Annotated in this window: 14 protein-coding genes and 1 pseudogene; 5 read left to right on the top strand and 10 right to left on the bottom strand. The window is 73.4% G+C overall.

Going from position 1 to position 17,764, the window contains the following annotated elements; all coding sequences use genetic code 11:
* Window positions 1-3 precede the first annotated feature (3 nt).
* From ACFVYX_RS08770 to ACFVYX_RS08780, 3 genes and pseudogenes are all read right to left on the bottom strand, one after another.
* A complete protein-coding gene (locus ACFVYX_RS08770; protein ID WP_389680644.1) occupies window positions 4-1,266 on the bottom strand; it encodes a CpaE family protein in 1,263 nt (420 codons plus the stop codon).
* A gap of 7 nt (window positions 1,267-1,273) precedes the next feature.
* Complete coding sequence (gene cpaB, locus ACFVYX_RS08775; RefSeq protein ID WP_389680645.1) at window positions 1,274-1,981, bottom strand: Flp pilus assembly protein CpaB; 708 nt, start codon at window positions 1,979-1,981, stop codon at window positions 1,274-1,276.
* Between the two features lie 670 nt (window positions 1,982-2,651).
* A pseudogene (locus ACFVYX_RS08780) lies at window positions 2,652-3,476 on the bottom strand (hypothetical protein); the annotation flags it as partial.
* Between the two features lie 373 nt (window positions 3,477-3,849).
* Between ACFVYX_RS08780 and ACFVYX_RS08785 the strand changes: the two are divergent.
* Entirely contained in the window at window positions 3,850-5,565 is a 1,716-nt protein-coding gene (locus ACFVYX_RS08785; RefSeq protein ID WP_389680646.1) for a chitinase, read from the top strand.
* Between the two features lie 57 nt (window positions 5,566-5,622).
* Here the strand turns inward: ACFVYX_RS08785 and ACFVYX_RS08790 are convergent, their stop codons facing one another.
* The gene (locus tag ACFVYX_RS08790) at window positions 5,623-6,909 is read right to left on the bottom strand and encodes a serine/threonine-protein kinase (protein ID WP_389681111.1); all 1,287 of its coding nucleotides are present in this window, start codon (window positions 6,907-6,909) and stop codon (window positions 5,623-5,625) included.
* Window positions 6,910-7,081: 172 nt separating this feature from the next.
* Between ACFVYX_RS08790 and ACFVYX_RS08795 the strand changes: the two genes are divergently transcribed.
* The gene (locus ACFVYX_RS08795; RefSeq protein WP_389680647.1) at window positions 7,082-8,449 is read left to right on the top strand and encodes a M14 family metallopeptidase; all 1,368 of its coding nucleotides are present in this window, start codon (window positions 7,082-7,084) and stop codon (window positions 8,447-8,449) included.
* Window positions 8,450-8,560: 111 nt separating this feature from the next.
* Window positions 8,561-9,427, top strand: coding sequence for a hypothetical protein (locus tag ACFVYX_RS08800; protein WP_389680648.1), 867 nt, complete (start codon window positions 8,561-8,563; stop codon window positions 9,425-9,427).
* 89 nt (window positions 9,428-9,516) lie between these two features.
* Here ACFVYX_RS08800 and ACFVYX_RS08805 read toward each other — a convergent pair whose 3' ends face one another.
* From ACFVYX_RS08805 to ACFVYX_RS08815, 3 genes are read right to left on the bottom strand one after another with little or no spacing between them, the layout of a single operon-like run.
* A complete protein-coding gene (locus ACFVYX_RS08805; protein ID WP_389680649.1) occupies window positions 9,517-9,930 on the bottom strand; it encodes a RidA family protein in 414 nt (137 codons plus the stop codon).
* Window positions 9,927-10,691, bottom strand: a complete 765-nt coding sequence (locus tag ACFVYX_RS08810; protein WP_389680650.1) for an IclR family transcriptional regulator — start codon at window positions 10,689-10,691, stop codon at window positions 9,927-9,929. The genes ACFVYX_RS08805 and ACFVYX_RS08810 overlap by 4 nt, the downstream gene beginning before the upstream one ends.
* Window positions 10,688-11,953 (bottom strand): sugar kinase, encoded by a 1,266-nt coding sequence (locus tag ACFVYX_RS08815; RefSeq protein WP_389680651.1) that lies wholly within the window; start codon window positions 11,951-11,953, stop codon window positions 10,688-10,690. Before ACFVYX_RS08815 ends, ACFVYX_RS08810 begins: the two co-directional genes overlap by 4 nt.
* Window positions 11,954-12,103: 150 nt before the next feature.
* Between ACFVYX_RS08815 and ACFVYX_RS08820 the strand changes: the two genes are divergently transcribed.
* Together ACFVYX_RS08820 and ACFVYX_RS08825 are read left to right on the top strand one after the other, a co-directional pair.
* A complete protein-coding gene (locus tag ACFVYX_RS08820; RefSeq protein WP_389680652.1) occupies window positions 12,104-13,378 on the top strand; it encodes an alanine racemase in 1,275 nt (424 codons plus the stop codon).
* 10 nt (window positions 13,379-13,388) lie between these two features.
* Complete coding sequence (locus ACFVYX_RS08825) at window positions 13,389-14,984, top strand: amidohydrolase family protein (RefSeq protein ID WP_389680653.1); 1,596 nt, start codon at window positions 13,389-13,391, stop codon at window positions 14,982-14,984.
* 71 nt (window positions 14,985-15,055) lie between these two features.
* Here ACFVYX_RS08825 and ACFVYX_RS08830 read toward each other — a convergent pair whose 3' ends face one another.
* From ACFVYX_RS08830 to ACFVYX_RS08840, 3 genes are all read right to left on the bottom strand, one after another.
* Window positions 15,056-15,496 carry a glutaredoxin domain-containing protein gene (locus ACFVYX_RS08830; protein WP_389680654.1) on the bottom strand — a complete coding sequence of 147 codons (441 nt, stop codon included), beginning with the start codon at window positions 15,494-15,496 and terminating at the stop codon, window positions 15,056-15,058.
* A 9-nt stretch (window positions 15,497-15,505) separates the two neighbouring features.
* The gene (gene mptB / locus ACFVYX_RS08835) at window positions 15,506-16,939 is read right to left on the bottom strand and encodes a polyprenol phosphomannose-dependent alpha 1,6 mannosyltransferase MptB (protein WP_389680655.1); all 1,434 of its coding nucleotides are present in this window, start codon (window positions 16,937-16,939) and stop codon (window positions 15,506-15,508) included.
* Between the two features lie 104 nt (window positions 16,940-17,043).
* Entirely contained in the window at window positions 17,044-17,601 is a 558-nt protein-coding gene (locus ACFVYX_RS08840) for a hypothetical protein (protein WP_389680656.1), read from the bottom strand.
* Window positions 17,602-17,764 lie beyond the last annotated feature (163 nt).

The following is a 17,764-nucleotide window of genomic DNA, read 5'->3' on the forward strand; positions in this document are numbered from 1 at the left end:
TCCTCAGCGTCCCCCGGTACGGCGCCGCAGCCCGAGCGAGCCCCGGTCGCCGGCGCGGGCGAGCTGCTTTCCGGGCTGTCCCGCCGCCGGAGCCGCCTGCTTGACCAGGCCCAGTTCGCCCGCGAGGGTCCACAGGGCCTGCTTGACCGTCGACTTGGCGTCGAGTTCGTGGAGCCGGCCGGCGTCGACCACGGCCTGGAGTTCCTTGAAGTGGGCGGGGACGGCGACGCCGGCGATGCGGGTGCCGGTGATCTTCTGGACGAGGGGTGGCTGGATCTCGCTGGAGCGGTGGTGGCGGTTGACCACGGTCGCCGTCTCCTCGGCCTTGCGGACCTGAAGCCGTTCCCACATGCGTACCGTCCGCTTGGCGGCCCGGACGGCCACCACGTCCGGGGTGACGACGAGAAGGGCCGTGTCGGCCATTTCGATGGCGGCGGCGTTGGCGCTGTTGAGCTGGGAGCCGCAGTCGATGACGACGACCTCGTGCCGGCCGCGCAGGGCGCTGACGATCTGGCGGGTGGCGCGGTCGGTGACCTCTTCGCCGCGTTCGCCCTCGGCCGGGGCGAGGAGGAGGGAGAGGCCCGTCTCGTGGACGTAGACGGCGTCCTGGAGGACGCGGGGCGAGATGTCGGCGATGGAGGCGAGGTCGGCGACGGAGCGCCGGAACTGGACGTCCAGGTAGGAGGCGATGTCGCCGCTCTGGAGGTCCATGTCGACGAGCGCGACGGTCCGTCCGGAGGCGCGGGCCGCGAGGGCGAGGTGGACGGCGGTGACGGTGGTGCCGACACCGCCCTTGGCGCCGCTGACGGTGACGACGGTGCCGCCGGGTCCGGTGATCTGGTCGGCGCCCCCGCCGAGGTGGCGGCGGACGCCGGCGGACCACTGGGCGGCGGCCTGGACGCGGCTGGCGAGCTCCTCGTATCCGAGGGGGAGGGTGACGAGGCCGCGGGCGCCGGAGTCCATGGCGGCGGAGAAGAGGACGGGGCTGGCGTCGACGGTGATGAGGACGACGCCGACGGCGGGGAAGCGGAGGGCGACCTCGCGGACGAGTTCGAGCGCGGGGACGGGGCCGATGCGCTCGTGGACGAGGACGACCTCGGGGAGTTCGTCGAGGGAGGCGGCGGCGAGGCGGGCGAGGGTGTCGACGAGCTGGGTGGAGTCGGTGACGGGCGCGGCGGGTTCGGCGTCGGGGAGCTGGCTGAGCAGGGTGACGACGGACCGGGCCGCGTCGGGGTCCCCGACGGCCGGCAGGATCCTGGTGGTCATACCGGCCTCACTTGTCCTTGTCGAGCGTGTACGTGCGGTCGCGCTGGTCGGCCGGGGCGCCGCCGGTGGTGGGGGCGACGAGGGCGAGGCGTACGTGCTCGGCGAAGGACTCGGCGTACGCGACGCGCTGGGTGTCGAGGGTGGAGAGCGCGAAGCTGATGGGAACGGCGTTGGAGGCGCGGCCCGAGCGGTCGTTGCTGTCGCTGATCGGGGTGAGCTTGCCGACGGAGAGGACGCGGGCACCGGCCACGATCATCCGCGACTGGGAGGGGTCGTCCTTCTTCTCGCCCTCGAAGGTGGCGTAGATGTTGACGGTGGCGCCGGCGGTGATCTTTCCGGCGACGCCTGTGGCGGCGTCGATCATGATCGCGATCTCCTGCTGGCCTGGCTGGAGCTCGGGCCGTTCGACGATCATGTCGGTCTGGAGGAGGGAGCCGGAGCGGAGTTCGGTGACGGCGATCTTGCCCTCGATCTGACGGAGGTCGGTGACGGCGGTCTTCGAGAGCCAGCGCGCGGGCATCGAGATCTTCTCGAACTGGCTGGGCTTCAGGGGTTCGTAGGGGGCCACCTTGCTCTTGATCCGGTAGGCGGTGGTCTCCGGGCCGACCTTGGAGTTCACGTCGCTGATGACGGCGAGCACGCCGGCGAAGGCCCCGAGGGCGCAGAGGACGGACAGCAGCAGCAGGATGACGCCGCGGCGCTGGCGGGAGTTCATGGCCGTACTACCTCGATCGGAGACGTGGGTCCGGGGCGGACGGGTGCGGGCGGGCGGACGCCGGTGGACGGGAGCGTGTGCCGGGGGCGGCACGCGGGACGGTTCACGGCACGGCGCGGGCGGCGGGGGCGCCGGGCTGCCCGCCGGCTCCGGGGCCGCGGGGATCGGCGGGGTCGGCGGGGTCGGCGGCTCCGGGGGCGAGGGGGTCCACTGGCCCGGTGGCTCCGAGACCGTGGGGATCGGCAGAGGCTGCCGGCGCGCGGTCATCGGCCGTGGCTGCGAGGCCACGGGGATCGGCCGCGGCTCCGAGACCGCGGGGATCGGCCGTGACTCCGAGACCGCGGGGATCCGCCGTGGCTCCGAGACCATGGGGATCCGCCGTGGAGCCCCATCCACGAGGATCCACAGGCCCCCCGCTTCCCGGTCCGCGGGGGTGGCCGGGAGCGGCGGCTCCGGAGGCGGGCCCGCCCGTGCCGAGCGCCCGCGCCGTGGCCTGTCCGCCGGCTCCGAGGGCGCGGGCGCCGGCGCGTCCGTCGGCTCCGAGGGCGCGGGCGCCGGCGCGTCCGTCGGCTCCGAGGGCTCGGGGGCCCGTGCGTCCGTCGGTTCCGAGGGCCCGGCTGCCCGTGCGTTCGTCGGTGCCGAGGGCTCGGGGGCCCCCGTCCTGCGGTGGTGCCGTCCGCAGCGGCGCCGCGCAGAAGCCGCAGCGGTCGCCGATGAGTTCCATCGCGCACCAGTGGCAGGTCTCGCGCCGTACGGAGGAGACGAGCTGGTAGAGGACCGGCAGGTCGGGCAGGTACGCGGCGAACTCGACGAGCTTGCCGGTGCCCCACCAGCCGGGTGAGGTCTCGGGCAGCGGGGTCTCCTGGGCGGCGCCCTGGATCCGCCAGCGGGGCACGAGGGTGGTGGTGGGCCAGTCGGTCTGGAGCTGGCCCCGGGCGAGGAGGAGTTCGGTGGTGAACTCCGGCCCCGCGAGCGGTGTCTCGCCGTTGCCGACGCGGGTGATCTGGGGCGTCGGTGCCGCGAGTACGGCGAAGTGGGCGCCGGGCAGCCAGCCCTTGAGGTGGGAGCGGAGGCTGACGGGGACCCGGTCGAGCCGTGAGACGGAGCCGAGGACGGCGCCGGCGTAGATGTAGTGGGCGAGGAGCCGGGCGGCGGTGGCGAGGACGCCGGGGCTGAAGTCGCAGCCCGCGAGCTGCCGCAGCTGGCGGACGAGTACGGCCGCGCCGAGGGGTGGCAGGTCAGTGCGGACCAGGGCGATCCGGTCGCTTTCGAGGAGGGAGCGGACGGCGTGCAGCCGGTTCTCGACGGCGGCGGGGACGGAGGTGGGGCAGACGACGACCACGTGCCCGAAGCGGGTGAGGAGCTGCTGCATGTCGGCGATCGAGGCGTCGAGCGACTGCGTGTCCGGGGCCGGGAGTACGGCGGCGTGCGGGGTTCCGGGGTCGGTCGGCGGCAGCACCAGGTCGGCGCTGGTGACCGCGATCGCTGTCGGCACGTCGGACCCCCCGTCCCCTCCGGCCTCCCCGCTCCCGGGAGGCCGCGGATCACTTACCGCGTTCACGGCGTCACCGCAGGGTGCTGCCGTCCCTGCACCCTATCCGCGCCCCCCGGGGTGGTGAACACACAATCCGCCAAGCTGTCCCCCTTTTTCTCCGGCCCCGGAGCCCGGCCCCGGAGCCCGCCCCCACGGCCCGTCGCACCCCGTCCGAACAGCGGCTCCTGCCACAGGCCTTGACAACGCGATTGGTCTGGACCAGCTTGTTGCGACAACGGTGGCCACCGTCCGCACCCCCCGTACGAACCCCTCCGTACGACGAAGACGACGTACGGCACCTCCACATCCCCAACTCCCCCACCGGAGGACGCACGTGGACCGCACCACCACCCGCCCGCACGGACGCCGCTGGCTCGGCGGCGCCCTCGCGCTCGCCGTCGGCTCCGGGCTTGTCCTCGTCGGCGGAGCCGGCACCGCGCAGGCGGCCGACGTCAACGTCGCCAGGAACGCCGGCTTCGAGAGCGGCCTCGCCAACTGGTCCTGTTCCGCGGGAAGCGGCGCCGCCGTCTCCTCCCCGGTCCGCACCGGGGCCGGGGCCCTCAGGGCCACCCCGGCCGGGCTCGACAACGCCAAGTGCGTGCAGACCGTGACCGTGAGGCCCAACTCGACGTACTCGCTCAGCGCCTGGGTCCAGGGCGGCTACGCCTACCTCGGCGCGAGCGGCACCGGGACCGGCTCCGGCTCGGTCTCCACCTGGACCCCGGACAGCGCCGCCTGGAAGCAGCTCACCACCAGCTTCACCACCGGCGCGAGCACCACATCGGTCGAGATCTACACCCACGGCTGGTACGGGACCTCCCCCTACCTCGTCGACGACGTCAGCGTCTTCGGCCCCGACGGGGGCGGCGGCCAGGACCCCGACCCGGTCGTCCCGGCCACCCCGGCCGGCCTGACCGCCGGCGCGGTCACCTCGTCCTCCGTCGCCCTGAGCTGGGGCGCGGTCTCCGGCGCCACCGGCTACAAGGTGTACCGCAACGGCGCCAACCCGCAGAGCGTCAGCGGTACGTCGACGACCGTCACCGGGCTCACCGCCGACACCGCCTACCAGTTCCAGGTCGCCGCGACGAACACCGCGGGCGAGTCCGCGAAGTCCGCCGCCGTGTCGGCGCGGACCGCGAAGGTCACCGACCCGGGCCCCGGCCCCGCCGTACCGAAGCACGCCCTCACCGGCTACTGGCAGAACTTCAACAACGGCGCCACGGTCCAGAAGCTGCGGGACGTGCAGTCGCAGTACGACATCATCGCCGTCTCCTTCGCCGACTCGACGGCCACGCCCGGCCAGATCGTCTTCAACCTCGACCCGGCGGTCGGCTACGCCTCGGTCGCCGACTTCAAGGCCGACATCGCCGCGAAGAAGGCCGCGGGCAAGTCGGTCATCATCTCGGTCGGCGGCGAGAAGGGGAACGTCACCATCAACAGTGACGCCTCCGCGACGGCCTTCGCCGACAGCGCGTACGCCCTCATGCGGGAGTACGGCTTCAACGGCGTCGACATCGACCTCGAACACGGCATCAACTCGACGTACCTGACCAAGGCGCTCCGCCAGCTCTCCGCCAAGGCGGGCTCCACCATGGTCCTGACGATGGCACCGCAGACCATCGACATGCAGAACACCGGCACGGAGTACTTCAAGACCGCGCTCGCCGTGAAGGACATCCTCACGGTGGTCAACATGCAGTACTACAACAGCGGTTCGATGCTCGGCTGCGACGGCAAGGTGTACAGCCAGGGCTCGGTGGACTTCCTCACGGCGCTCGCCTGCATCCAGCTCCAGGGCGGCCTCGCCCCGTCCCAGGTCGGCCTGGGCGTCCCCGCCTCCACGCGGGGCGCGGGCAGCGGCTACGTCGACCCGCAGATCGTGAAGAACGCGCTTGACTGCCTGACCAGGGGCACCGGCTGCGGCACCTTCAAGCCCGCCCAGACCTGGCCGTCGCTGCGCGGCGCCATGACCTGGTCGACCAACTGGGACGCGACGGCCGGCAACGCCTGGTCGAACGCGGTGGGCCCGCACGTCCACAACCTGCCGTAACCGTAAGAACGTCACACCGCAGCGCCGCCGCTCACCCGGCGGCGCTGTGCCGTTCCCTCACGCGGGCAGGTACCGGGCGAGCACCGGGTCGAGCCCGAGGATCCACTCGTCGACCCGGGCGGCACGGCGGCCGTCGACCTCGCAGTCGTAGACCGAACCGTCGTACAGGTGGACGACGACGCGCAGCGCCCGGCCGCGCCGGAGGCGCTCGTACCGTACGGCCCCGATCTCGGCCCAGACGAAGTCGGCCTCCTCGCCGTAGAAGTGCAGGGACACCCCGCTCGCGTCGACGGCCACGCCGGAATTCCGGTCGGCGGCGACGAAGTCCGGCGCGGGCTGCGGGGGCACGGACGGCTGCGGCGGTACGACGAGGGTGGCGGGGTGGGGTACGACGAAGGGGACGGCGTCCTGGACATCGGCCGTCCGTGTCGGCAGCGCGTGAGGAGGCAGGGGAACGGCGTCGGCGGGTGTCGCCAGGGGCCCCGGGGCCGACCCTGGCACGGGCTCCCCGGTCGGAGCGGGGTTCCCCGTCGGCGCGGGCTCCCCGGTCGGCGAGGGCTCGTGCGGAGGCACGGACACAGGCGCGGACCCCGGCACCGTCCCGACCCCGACCCCCGCTCCCGCTCCCGCACCCAGCGCGTCCAGGATCTCCTCCGGTGCGGGCCGCTCGGCCGGGTCCTTCGCGAGGCAGCGGCCCACGAGGCCGCGCAGCGCCTCCGGGACGGAGGTGAGGTCCGGGGCCTCGTGCACCGCCCGGTACATGAGCCCCATCGGCGTACCGTCCCCGAAGGGTCGTCCGCCCGCCGCGGCGACGAGCACGGCGCCGAGGGCGAAGACGTCGGCGGCGCCGGTGACTTCCTCGCCGAGGGCCTGTTCGGGGGCGAGGTAGCCGGGGGTGCCGAAGGCGGAGCCGGTGGCCGTCAGCCGGGTCGACTCCACCGCGCGGGCGATGCCGAAGTCGAGGACGCGCGGCCCGTCGGGGGCCATGACGATGTTGCCGGGCTTGAGGTCGCGGTGGACGAGCCCGCAGGCGTGAATGGCCTCCAGGGCCTCGGCGAGAGCGGCTCCGAGGGAGCGCAGGCGTTCCTCGCCCATCGGGCCCTCGGCGGTGACGAGCGCCGAGAGGGTGGGGCCGGGGATGTAGGCGGTGGCGAGCCAGGGTGCCTCGGCGTCGGGGTCGGCGTCGACGACCTGCGCGGTGTGGAATCCGCCGACCTGCCGGGCGGCGGCGACCTCGGCGCGGAAGCGGGCGCGGAAGGAGGGGTCGGCGGCGAGTTCCGGCCGGGCGACCTTGACGGCGACGGCGCGCCCGCCGCGCGACCGGGCCAGATAGACGGTGCCCATGCCGCCTTCGCCTAGCTTGTGTTCGATGACGTATCTGCCGATGAGGTTCCCCACGCGGGACAGTATGGCCGAACTCCACGTCTTGACCGGTCCATGACATAGCTCCACCATGTGCCCTGGACACCCGCACCAGTTTGTCGCACACCCCCACACTCCCCACCCAGGAGACGACATGCGACGTCCCACCCGCGGCAGAAGGTCCGCCACCCTCGCGGCCCTCGTGGCGCTCGCCCTCGCGGCGCCCCTCTCCGCCCTCACCACACCCGCCGGGGCCGACCCGGCGCCGACCGCCGCCCGTATCGCCGCCGGCGCCGAGGAGGTGATCCGGCAGTACGAGATCGCCGGACCGTCCACCCCGCACGCCCGCACGGCGCTCATGGCCACCGGCGTCTCGATCGACGAGGTCGACGCGCGTTCGGTCGTCGTCAGCGCCAACACCGAACAGCTCAGGAACCTCAAGGCACTCGGCTACAAGCCGGTCGCCCTCCCGGGTCCGCCGAACCGGAACACCGCCGAGGAAGACGCTCACGACCACGCCGTCGGCCCGCTCGACTTCCCCTCGTCCGACGCGAGGTACCACAACTACGCGGAGATGAACGCGGAGATCGACCAGCGCCTCGCCGCGTACCCGTCCATCATGCGCAAGCAGGTGATCGGGAAGTCGTACCAGGGCCGGGACATCGTCGCCATCAAGATCAGCGACAACGTCGCCACCGACGAGAACGAGCCCGAGGTCCTCTTCACGCACCACCAGCACGCCCGCGAGCACCTCACGGTCGAGATGGCGCTCTACCTGCTGCGCGAGCTCGGCGCGGGGTACGGCTCGGACTCCCGGGTCACCAACGCCGTGAACGGGCGCGAGATCTGGATCATCCCCGACCTCAACCCGGACGGCGGGGAGTACGACATCGCCAGCGGCTCCTACCGCAGCTGGCGCAAGAACCGGCAGCCCAACTCCGGCTCCTCGTACATCGGCACCGACATGAACCGGAACTGGAACTACAAGTGGGGCTGCTGCGGCGGCTCCTCCGGTTCCAAGAGCTCCGAGACGTACCGGGGCGCGGCCCCCGAGTCCGCCCCCGAGGTGAAGGTCGTCGCCGACTTCGTCCGCTCCCGGGTGGTCGGCGGCAAGCAGCAGATCACCGCGGCCATCGACTTCCACACGTACAGCGAGCTGGTGCTCTGGCCCTTCGGCTACACCACGGCGGACACCGCCCCGGGCATGACCCAGGACGACCGGGACGCCTTCGCGACCGTCGGCGGCAAGATGGCCGCCAGCAACGGCTACACGGCCGAGCAGTCCAGTGACCTCTACATCACGGACGGCTCGATCGACGACTACCTGTGGGGCGTCCACAAGATCTTCGGGTACACCTTCGAGATGTACCCGTCCTCGTCCTGGAACGGCGGCTTCTACCCGCCCGACGAGGTCATCGAACGCGAGACGAGCCGCAACCGCGACGCGGTCCTCCAGCTCCTGGAGAACGCGGACTGCATGTACCGCTCGATCGGCAAGCAGGCGCAGTACTGCACTGCCTGATCGGATGTACGAACCGGGGCCGGCGGGGAGTCCCGTCGGCCCCAAACGGCCGCCCCCGCAGTCCTGTTGAAACCGAATCCGCGTCCAGCCCGGTGCTGTAGGTTCTGACCCATGGCCAAGAGCAAAGTGATGGAGAACCCGGAGTCACGCTTCTCCGCAGTGCTGGCGAGCGCGGCGAGCCTTCCGGGTGTGCGTATCCATCGGGAGGCGTACCTCCGCAAGGCTCTGGCTCGCTATTGCTCCGAGGACGACATCCGCCGGGCAATCGAGGAGACCCCCGCGGCGGCGGGTATCCCCCTCGACGTTCTGGAGAGAGCGGCCAACGACTCCATCGGCTACGAGACCGCCAAGGCCAGCGCTCTCTCCGCGGCTGCCGGGATACCCGGCATCCTCGCCCTTCCGGCCACCGTGCCCGCCGATATGGCCCAGTACTTCGGTCACATGCTGCGCATCGCGCAGAAGCTCGCCTATCTCTACAGCTGGCCCGACCTGTTCTCCAGTGACAGCGACAGCATCGACGACGCGACCAAGGGCGTCCTCACGCTCTTCTTCGGCGTGATGTTCGGCACCCAGTCGGCGAACGCCGCCGTAGGGCAGATCGCGGGGATGATGTCGAAGGAGGTCGCCAGGAAGCTGCCTCAGAAGGCGCTCACCCAGGGCGTCGTCTATCCGATCGTGAAGAAGGTCGCGGGCTACCTCGGCGTTCAGATGACCAAGCAGACCTTCGCGAAGACCGTGTCGAAGGCCATCCCTTTCGTCGGGGCCGTTGTTTCCGGCGGGCTCACTTTCGCGACGTACCGCCCCATGGCGAAAAGACTGAAGAACCATCTGGCCGGCTTGGAGCTGACGAAGCCGACGAACCGAGCGGCAGACGCGGAATTCGTGGACGGGGAAGCCGTGGACGCGGAATTCGTGGAAGGGGAATTCGTGGAGGTCCACGAATCCACCGCGGACCGTACCGAGCCCGCCTCGAACTGACCTGCGCGCACGGCCGTGACCGGCCGGGCGGGCGGGCCACACCTCGGAAGGTGCGGCCCGCCCGGTCGTGTTCGGCCCGGGGACCCGGCTCAGCCGAGGACCGCGAGCGCGTCGATCTCGATGAGGAGGCCGGCCGGGAGGCCGACGTAGACCGTCGTACGCGCGGCGGCGGGGGCCTTGAGGTTCTGGTCCTCGAAGTACTGGTTGTAGAGCGCGTTCATCTCGGCGAAGTGGTCCACGTCCGTGAGGTAGACGCGCATCATCATCACGTCGTCCCAGCTCGCGCCCCCCTCCTCCAGGATCGCCCTGACGTTGGCGAAGGTCTGGAGGGTCTGCTCGCGCAGCGTCGGGCCCGCGACCTTCGGAGCCTGGCCCTCGACGGCGGGCAGGAAGCCTACCTGTCCGGCGACCTGGAGGATGTTGCCCTTCTTCACCCCGTGCGAGAACTTCGCGGGCGGGGCGGTGTGGGTCGCGGGGGTGAGGGCGATCTTCTCGATGGTCATGCGCTGGCTTCCTTCGTCGGGGCTTCGCCGGAGTACTCGCGGCTGATGGCGTCCGCGGTGCCGCGCACCTGCGGGAGGAGGGTGAGGAGTTCCTCGGCGGTGACGACGACGTTGGGCGCCGAGACCGACATGGCGGCGACGACCCGCCCGTCGGCGCCGCGGATGGGCGCGCCGACGCAGTTGATGGACTCCTCGTGGCCGCCGAGGTCGGTGGCCCAGCCCTGTTCGCGTACGGTCGCCAGCTCCTTGAGGAAGGCGGCGGCGTTCGGGGTCGAACGGGGGGTGTACGGCGGGTAGTCGAGCTTCGCGGCGACGGCGCGCCGCTCGGGCTCGGGCAGGTCGGCGAGGAGCAGTTTGGCGACGGCGGCGACGGTGATCGCGACGGGCTTGCCGATGCGCGAGTACATGCGGACCGGGTAGCGGCTCTCGACCTTGTCGATGTAGAGGACCTCGCCCTCCTCGTACACGGCGAGGTGGACGGTGTGTCCGATCCGCTCGTTGAGGGCCGTCAGGTAGGGGTGGGCGATCTCGCGGATGTCGAGGTTCTCGACGGCCTCCTGTGCGAGGGCGAAGAGCCGGGCGCCGAGGCGGTAGCGCTGGTCCTGCTGCCGGTGGACGAGGCCGTGCTCGTGGAGGGTGCGCAGCAGGCGCAGGGCCGTGGACTTGTGGACGCCGAGCCGCTCGGCGACCTGCCCGAGGTCGGCGGGGCCCTGGGCGAGCAGCGGCAGGATGCTGAGCGCCCGGTCGACGGTCTGGCTCATGGCGTACGTACCTCCTGGTCGTCCCCCGTCCGGTCGGGGCCGTGGTGGCCCCCCGTCCAGCCGGGGCCGAGGTGAAGTGTGCCCCAGGCGGCCTCGTCGAGCGCGGCGAGCCGGTCGGCGTGGTCACGGCGGGGTGGCGTGGCCAGGTCGCCGGGGGCGGTGAGGGCGGCGGCGGCCATGAGGTGCCCGTGCCGGAGCCGGTCGCGTGGGCCGAGCCCGCGGAGGGTCGCGGAGAGGAACCCGGCGGCGAAGGCGTCCCCGGCGCCGACGGGGGCGATGACGTCGACGCGGGGGGCGGGGACGGAGGTGCGGATGTCGGTTGCCGACGCCGTCTCGGCGTGGGGACGGGATTCCGCCCGCCCGGCGTGGGAGGGCGCGGCCGGGGGCCGTACGGGGTCCGGGGGCCGTACGGGGTCCGCGGGCCGTACAAGGTCCGCGGGCGGTACAGGGTCCGGGGGCGCGCCTCCGGTTTCGGGAAGGGGCCGGGTGGGGGCTGGATCCGCGCGGCGCTCGAACAGCACCGCCCCCGCCCCGCCCCGCTTCACGACCAGCACCGTTGGCTCCGCCAGCACGGCCCGAATCGCCCCCGGAGAGCCGGCCCCCCACAACTCCTCCGCCTCGTCCGCCCCCACGAAGACCATGTCCGCCCCGCGGGCGAGTTCGAGCAGCACCTCGGCGGCGTCGCCACCGCGCCACAGCCCCGGACGGTGGTTGACGTCGAAGGAGACGAGCGGGCGTCCGGGGCGGGGCGCGGTGAGCTCCCGCATCAGGGCGAGGCAGTCGGCGGACAGGGCCGCCGTGATCCCGCTCAGGTGCAGGATCCGCGCGTCGGCGACGGAGGCGTACGGGACGGTGGCCGGCGACATGGCCGAGGCGGCCGACCCCGCCCGGTAGTAGGCCACCTCGTGGGCGTCGGTGGCCCGGTCGGCGTCGGTGCGGAAGTAGACGCCGGTCGGCCGGTGCGGGTCGCGGGCGACGGCGGCGACATCGACGCCGTACGCGCGGATCGTCTCCACCAGGTGGTCGCCGAAGCCGTCCCGGCCGACGCGGCCGACCCATCGCACGTGGTGCCCGGCGGCGGCGAGCGCGCAGGCGACGTTGGACTCGGCGCCGCCGATCGCACGGGTGAAGGCGGGGACGTCGGCGAGGCGGCCCGGGCGGACGGGAAGGAAGGTGACCATGGACTCGCCGAGGCAGACGAGTTCCGGAGGCGAGGGTGCGGACGGGTGCGTGGTGGCGTCCGGGGGCGCGTGTCCGCTCACTCTCGGCTCCCTGCGACTCGTACGGGTCTCCTTGACCCGGCCTGGCTCGTACGGGTCCATTGACCCGGCCTCGGCCCGGATGTTAGACAGCCATGAGCATTATGCGCAATGAGTGTTGCACATCCTGCAACACGCTGATGAGGAGGCCTCATGCCCGACCCGGCTGACCTGGCGAACGAGCGCGTCGACCACCGTTTCAAGGCTCTGCCCCCCGACGCGGACGGCCTGACCGTGGGTGAGCTCTCCGCCCAGCGGCGCAACCTCTTCACCGGCGGTTACACCACCCCGGTGCTCGCCCTCTCCGCCGAGTCCGTCGAGCACAACCTGCGCCTCCTGGAGACCTACGCCGAGCGCCACGGCCTCGCCTTCGCCCCGCACGGCAAGACCTCCATGGCCCCGCAGCTCTTCGACCGGCAACTGGCGCACGGCGCGTGGGGCATCACCGCCGCCATGCCGCACCAGGCCCGTGTCTACCGCGCGCACGGCATCGCCAGGATCTTCCTCGCCAACGAGGTCGTCGACGCCGCCGCCCTGCGCTGGCTCGCCGCCGAGCTCGACGCCGACCCGGACTTCCGCGTCATCTGCTACGTCGACTCCGTGCGGGGTGCCGAGCTGATGGACGAGGCCCTGCGCGCGGCGGGCGCCGGCCGCCCCCTGGACGTCGTCGTCGAGCTGGCGGCCGGGACGACCGGGCGTACGGGCGTCCGGACCGAGGCGGAGTGCGCGGCCGTCGCCGACGCCGTCGCCGCCTCCCCCACGCTGCGGCTCGTCGGTGTCGCCGGGTACGAGGGCACGATGCCGGGGGCCGACGCCGACCGGGTACGGGAGTGGCTGCACCGGCTCGTCGGGCTCGCGGCCGACTTCGACAAGGCCGGCCGCTTCGACCCCGCCGTCGGCGAGATCGTGGTGAGCGCGGGTGGCAGCGAGTGGTTCGACGCGGTCGCCGACGTCTTCGAGGGGATCCCCGAACTCTCCCTGCCGGTCCTGAAGCTGCTGCGCTCCGGCGCGTACGTCTCGCACGACGACGGCCAGTACCGCGAGAAGACCCCCTTCAACCGGATCCCCGAGGAGGGCGCGCTCCAGCCGGCCTTCCGGCTCTGGTCGCAGGTCGTCTCCCGCCCCACCGCGGGGCAGGCCTTCACCAACGCGGGCAAGCGGGACGCCGCTCACGACCTCCACCTCCCGGAGGCGCAGGTCGTGCGCGACGGCCGCACGGGGGAGATCCGCGCCGCCGAGGGGATCACCGTCACGGGCCTCTCCGACCAGCACGCCTGGCTGCGCACGGAGCCGGGGGCGGCCGTCGAGGTCGGCGACTGGGTGGGGATGGGCCTGTCGCACCCCTGCACCTCCTTCGACAAGTGGCAGCTCATCCCGCTGGTCGAGGCGGACGGCACGGTCGTCGACCACATCCGCACCTTCTTCTAGGAGCAGGACCATGGACCTGGTCTTCCGTGACGCGGAGGTCGTCGACGGCACGGGCGGCCCGTCCTACCGCGCCGACGTGGCGATCGAGGGCGGCCGGATCGCCGCGATCGTCCAGGAGGCCGCGGCGGCCGGCTGCCAGCGCCCCACCGCCCGGCGCGTCGTGGACGCGGAGGGTCTCGTGCTCTCGCCCGGGTTCATCGACATGCACGCCCACAGCGACCTCGCGCTGCTCCGCGACCCGGACCACAGCGCGAAGGCCGCGCAGGGCGTGACCCTCGAAGTCCTGGGCCAGGACGGTCTCTCGTACGCGCCGGTCGACGACCGGACCCTCGGGGAGGTGCGCAGGGCGATCACCGGCTGGAACGGATACGGCGACGACATCGACTTCGACTGGCGCACGGTCGGCGAGTACCTCGACCGCCTGGACCGGGCGCACGACGGCCGGGGGATCGCCGTCAACGCCGCCTATCTGGTCCCCCAGGGCACGGTCCGCACGCACGCCGTCGGCTGGGAGGACCGCCCCGCGACCGGAGCCGAGCTGGACCGGATGCGGCGGCTCGTCGCCGAGGGCCTGGAGCAGGGCGCGGTCGGCATGTCCTCCGGCCTGACGTACACCCCCGGGATGTACGCGCCGGACGCCGAGCTCACGGAGTTGTGCCGGGTGGTGGCGGCGTACGGCGGCTACTACTGCCCGCACCACCGTTCGTACGGGGCGGGAGCCCTTGAGGCGTACGCGGAGATGGTGCGGCTCGCCCGCGACGCGGGCTGCGCCCTTCACCTCGCCCACGCCACCATGAACTTCGGTGTGAACGAGGGCAGGGCGCCCGAGCTCCTCGCGCTCCTCGACGACGCCCTGGACGCGGGCGCGGACATCAGCCTCGACACGTACCCGTACACGCCGGGCTGTACGACGCTGGTGGCCGTGCTGCCGAGCTGGGCGGGCGAGGGCGGCCCGGAGGCGCTGCTCGCGAGGCTCCGGGACGGCGCGACGGCCGAGCGCATCCGCCACCACCTCGAAGTCGTCGGCTCGGACGGCTGCCACGGGGTGCCGGTCGAATGGGGCACGATCGAGGTCTCGGGGGTGTCGGATCCGGCGCTCGCGGGGTTCGTGGGCCGCCGCGTGGACGGCTGGGACACAGCCCGCCGGCTTCTCCTCGAGGACCGTCTGGGGACGACGGTCCTGCAGCACGTGGGCCACGAGGAGAACGTGCGGGCGATCATGCGGCACCGGGTGCACACGGGCGGCTCGGACGGCATCCTCCAAGGCCTGAAGCCGCACCCGCGCGCGTACGGGACGTTTCCGCGCTACCTCGGCCGGTACGCGCGCGAGCTCGGCGTCCTCTCCCTGGAGGAGTGCGTCGCCCACCTCACCTCCCGCCCCGCGGCCCGCCTCCGTCTCCCGGACCGGGGCCGGATCCGCGAGGGCTTCGTGGCGGACCTGGTCCTGTTCGACCCGGAGACGGTGGCGGCGGGCTCGACGTACGCCGCACCGCGCACTCTCCCGGTGGGCATCCCGCACGTGCTGATCGACGGAAGGTTCGTGATCGAGGACGGCCTGCGGACGGACGTCCTCGCGGGCCGCGCGATCCGCCGGACGCCCGTCTAGAACCGCTGCCCCTCCAGCTGTTCCGGACGCCCGTCCAGAGCTGCCCCTCTCCAGCTGTTCCGGACCCTTCTCTAGAGCCGCTGCCTCTCCAGCTGTTCCCTCACCCAGGCCGGGTCCGGGTTGACGTGGGCGCGGCCTTCGACGACGACCGTCGGCACGGTCTCGTCGCCGCCCGTGGCCGCCCGGACCACCGCAGCGGCCTCCGGGTCGCGCCAGATGTCCACCCAGTGCGCCCGGCGGGCGCGGCCGCCGAGACGCATGCGAAGCCGCAGGCAGTACGTGCAGCCCGGTCGCCAGTAGACGACCGGGCGGCCGTCGGCGGCGGCGCGGCGCCGGGCCTCGGCCGCCCCGGTCGACCTCGGGAAGGCCAGGGGCGAGGTGGCGGTCGCGAGCAGGCCGAACAGCAGGAAGAGCGCCACGGCCGTGCCGGGTCTCCCCCCGACTGCCTGTCGGGTCGAGAGAAGGACACCGCAGAGCAGTGTGAGCACCGGCAGGGTCCAGGCACGCGTCATGGCCGGAGGCTACCGGGCAGGGGCGCTCTCCGGGGACGGGTTCCCCGCGGTGGGCAGGGCGGCCGGCCACGGGTCCCGCCGGAGCCACACCAGGCCGAGCGCGAGCACGCCGCCCGCCAGCACGAAGCCGTACCAGGGGGTGTGCCCCGAGGGAGCCGTCTCGTACACGAGGGCCGCCGAGAGGACGGCGAGCACCTGTCCCGCCCGTCCGCGCCAGGCGACGGCCGCGACGACGGCCGTCCCCCACAGCAGGTACCAGGGCTGCACCATCGGCGACAGGGCGACGAGCGCCACCAGGGACAGGCCGAGCCCGAGGAACGGGTCGATCCTGCCGCGCCAGGCGCGCCACGCGAGCGCGGCGATGATCGCGGCGGCGGCGAGCAGGCCCAGTTTCTGCACGGCGCCCTTGACCGGGTCCGGGTCGTCGGCGACGAGCGTGCCGAGGGCGAGCCCGAGGTCGCTGGTGAGGGAGAGCGGGGTGTGGATGGCCCCGGCGACGCTCTGGGTTCCGAGCCAGCCGAAGCCGGTCCCCGCCGCGAGGCTCGCCCCGGCGGCCACGGCGCCCGCGACGGCCCCTGGCAGGACGAGGCCCTTGACCAGGCCCCGTGCGCCCCCGTCCCGGCGCGCGATCGTCACGCCGATGAACAGGAGCGCGACCGCCGCCGGCGACTTGATCATCACCGCGAGGCCGACCAGGACGCAGCCGAGCACCCACCGGCCTCGCGTGGTGAGCAGGACGCCGCCGAGCACGAGACCGATCATCAGGCCGTCGTTGTGCATGCCGCCGACGACATGGATGAGGAGGAGCGGGTTGAGGGCGGCGAGCCACAGGGCGCCGGCCCGGCCGCCGGGGCCGCCGCCGAGCCCACGTACGGCCCAGACGATCAGGGCGAGCGCGCCGAGGGCGATCAGGCGCGTCCCGAGGACGGCGGGCACGATCGCCCCGCCGGTCACCTTCACCACCGCCGCGGCGAGGAGCAGGAAGACGGGTCCGTACGGGGCGGGGGTGTCCGTCCAGTTCCCGCCGACGCTCGCCGCCGCGTCCGCGCCGAGCTCGTCGGGGCCGAGGAGGGAGGGCCCGCCGCCGTACACGTCGTGTCCTTCGAGGACCATCGCGCCCTGGGCGATGTAGCTGTACACGTCGGCGCTGTGCAGGGGCGGGGCGAGGAGCAGCGGCGCGGTCCAGCAGGCGAGGGTGGCGAGGACGCCGTCCAGCGGTCCCCGGGCGAGGAGGACGCCGTAGCGCCACCAGGCGGCGACGAGCAGGGTCAGGCCGAGGTACGCGAGGACGGCGCCGGCGACGGTCAGCGCGGAGCCGCGCGGCTCCCACAGGCCCCAGCCGCCGCGCACGGGCAGCGTCCCGGCGGCCCATCCGCCGACGGCGACACCGAGGGAACCGCCCGCACCCAGCCACCGGCATCCGGAGGCACTGAAAGCCCACATGACGGGCCAACCTATCCCGGCGGGCCGGGGACCCCTACTCCGCCGACGGCGCCGCCCCGCCCCTCTCGGCGGGGAACGGCGAGCCACCGGCCCGGCCGGGAGGATCACGGTCCCGCCCCGCTACCTCGGCCGCTTGGTCTGTCCCCGGCCCGCCCCGGCTTGCCGGACTGCTCGTCGGCGGCGGAGGCGTCGGCCGAGGGCTCCCCCGTCGGTACGGCCGTGGACGCGGCCGTCTCCTCTCCGGCCCCGGACGGAACTGTCGTCGTACCCGGTTCCGCGGCCGCCGGGGAGGCGTCGTCACCGCCGTCCCCGTCCCCGTCCGGCGTCCGCCTGTCGGCCCCCGTGGGGTCCGGGGAGCCGGAGACGTCCGGGGAGTCCGGCTTCCTGTCCGCGCCGTCGGAGCCCTCGGAGCTGTCCGAGCCGCCCGAGCCGTCCGTCGGGTCCGCCTGGATCAGTGCGGGCGGCCCGTCGTGCGCGCCCCCGTCCGGGGCCCCCGCGCCGCCGCCCCGGCCGGCGCCTCCCGCGACCAGCGCGGCGCCGAGCCCGAGGACCGCGGCGCCGCCGGCGGCGAGCAGCCAGACCGTTCCCCGGCCCCGGCGTGCGGGGGCGTGACGGCGGCGGCCGGGCCGGGGCGCGTCGGCTCCGGAGACGTGGTGGCTCATGGGCCCGGATTGTAGGGAGCACGACACCCCTGGTGCGACACGAGTCACACCGGGAACCACGAGCGCCGGCCATGAGCGGGGCGCCCCGGCCCCGTACGGCCCCTTCCCGCCGCCCGTTCACCCCGCGCCCCGCACCCCCGCACGACCCTCCCGACCACCCGCG

Origin of the sequence: Streptomyces sp. NPDC058326 (assembly GCF_042879855.1) — a bacterium.
GTDB lineage: Bacteria > Actinomycetota > Actinomycetes > Streptomycetales > Streptomycetaceae > Streptomyces.

Coding starts and splice junctions, on each gene's coding strand:
- ACFVYX_RS08830 (WP_389680654.1), bottom strand. CDS start 15,496: ATGACGCGTGCCTGGACCCTGCCGGTGCTCACACTGCTCTGCGGTGTC.
- ACFVYX_RS08820 (WP_389680652.1), top strand. CDS start 12,104: ATGCCCGACCCGGCTGACCTGGCGAACGAGCGCGTCGACCACCGTTTC.
- ACFVYX_RS08810 (WP_389680650.1), bottom strand. CDS start 10,691: ATGAGCCAGACCGTCGACCGGGCGCTCAGCATCCTGCCGCTGCTCGCC.
- mptB (WP_389680655.1), bottom strand. CDS start 16,939: ATGTGGGCTTTCAGTGCCTCCGGATGCCGGTGGCTGGGTGCGGGCGGT.
- ACFVYX_RS08825 (WP_389680653.1), top strand. CDS start 13,389: ATGGACCTGGTCTTCCGTGACGCGGAGGTCGTCGACGGCACGGGCGGC.
- ACFVYX_RS08800 (WP_389680648.1), top strand. CDS start 8,561: ATGGCCAAGAGCAAAGTGATGGAGAACCCGGAGTCACGCTTCTCCGCA.
- ACFVYX_RS08790 (WP_389681111.1), bottom strand. CDS start 6,909: ATGGGCACCGTCTATCTGGCCCGGTCGCGCGGCGGGCGCGCCGTCGCC.
- ACFVYX_RS08795 (WP_389680647.1), top strand. CDS start 7,082: ATGCGACGTCCCACCCGCGGCAGAAGGTCCGCCACCCTCGCGGCCCTC.
- ACFVYX_RS08840 (WP_389680656.1), bottom strand. CDS start 17,601: ATGAGCCACCACGTCTCCGGAGCCGACGCGCCCCGGCCCGGCCGCCGC.
- cpaB (WP_389680645.1), bottom strand. CDS start 1,981: ATGAACTCCCGCCAGCGCCGCGGCGTCATCCTGCTGCTGCTGTCCGTC.
- ACFVYX_RS08770 (WP_389680644.1), bottom strand. CDS start 1,266: ATGACCACCAGGATCCTGCCGGCCGTCGGGGACCCCGACGCGGCCCGG.
- ACFVYX_RS08805 (WP_389680649.1), bottom strand. CDS start 9,930: ATGACCATCGAGAAGATCGCCCTCACCCCCGCGACCCACACCGCCCCG.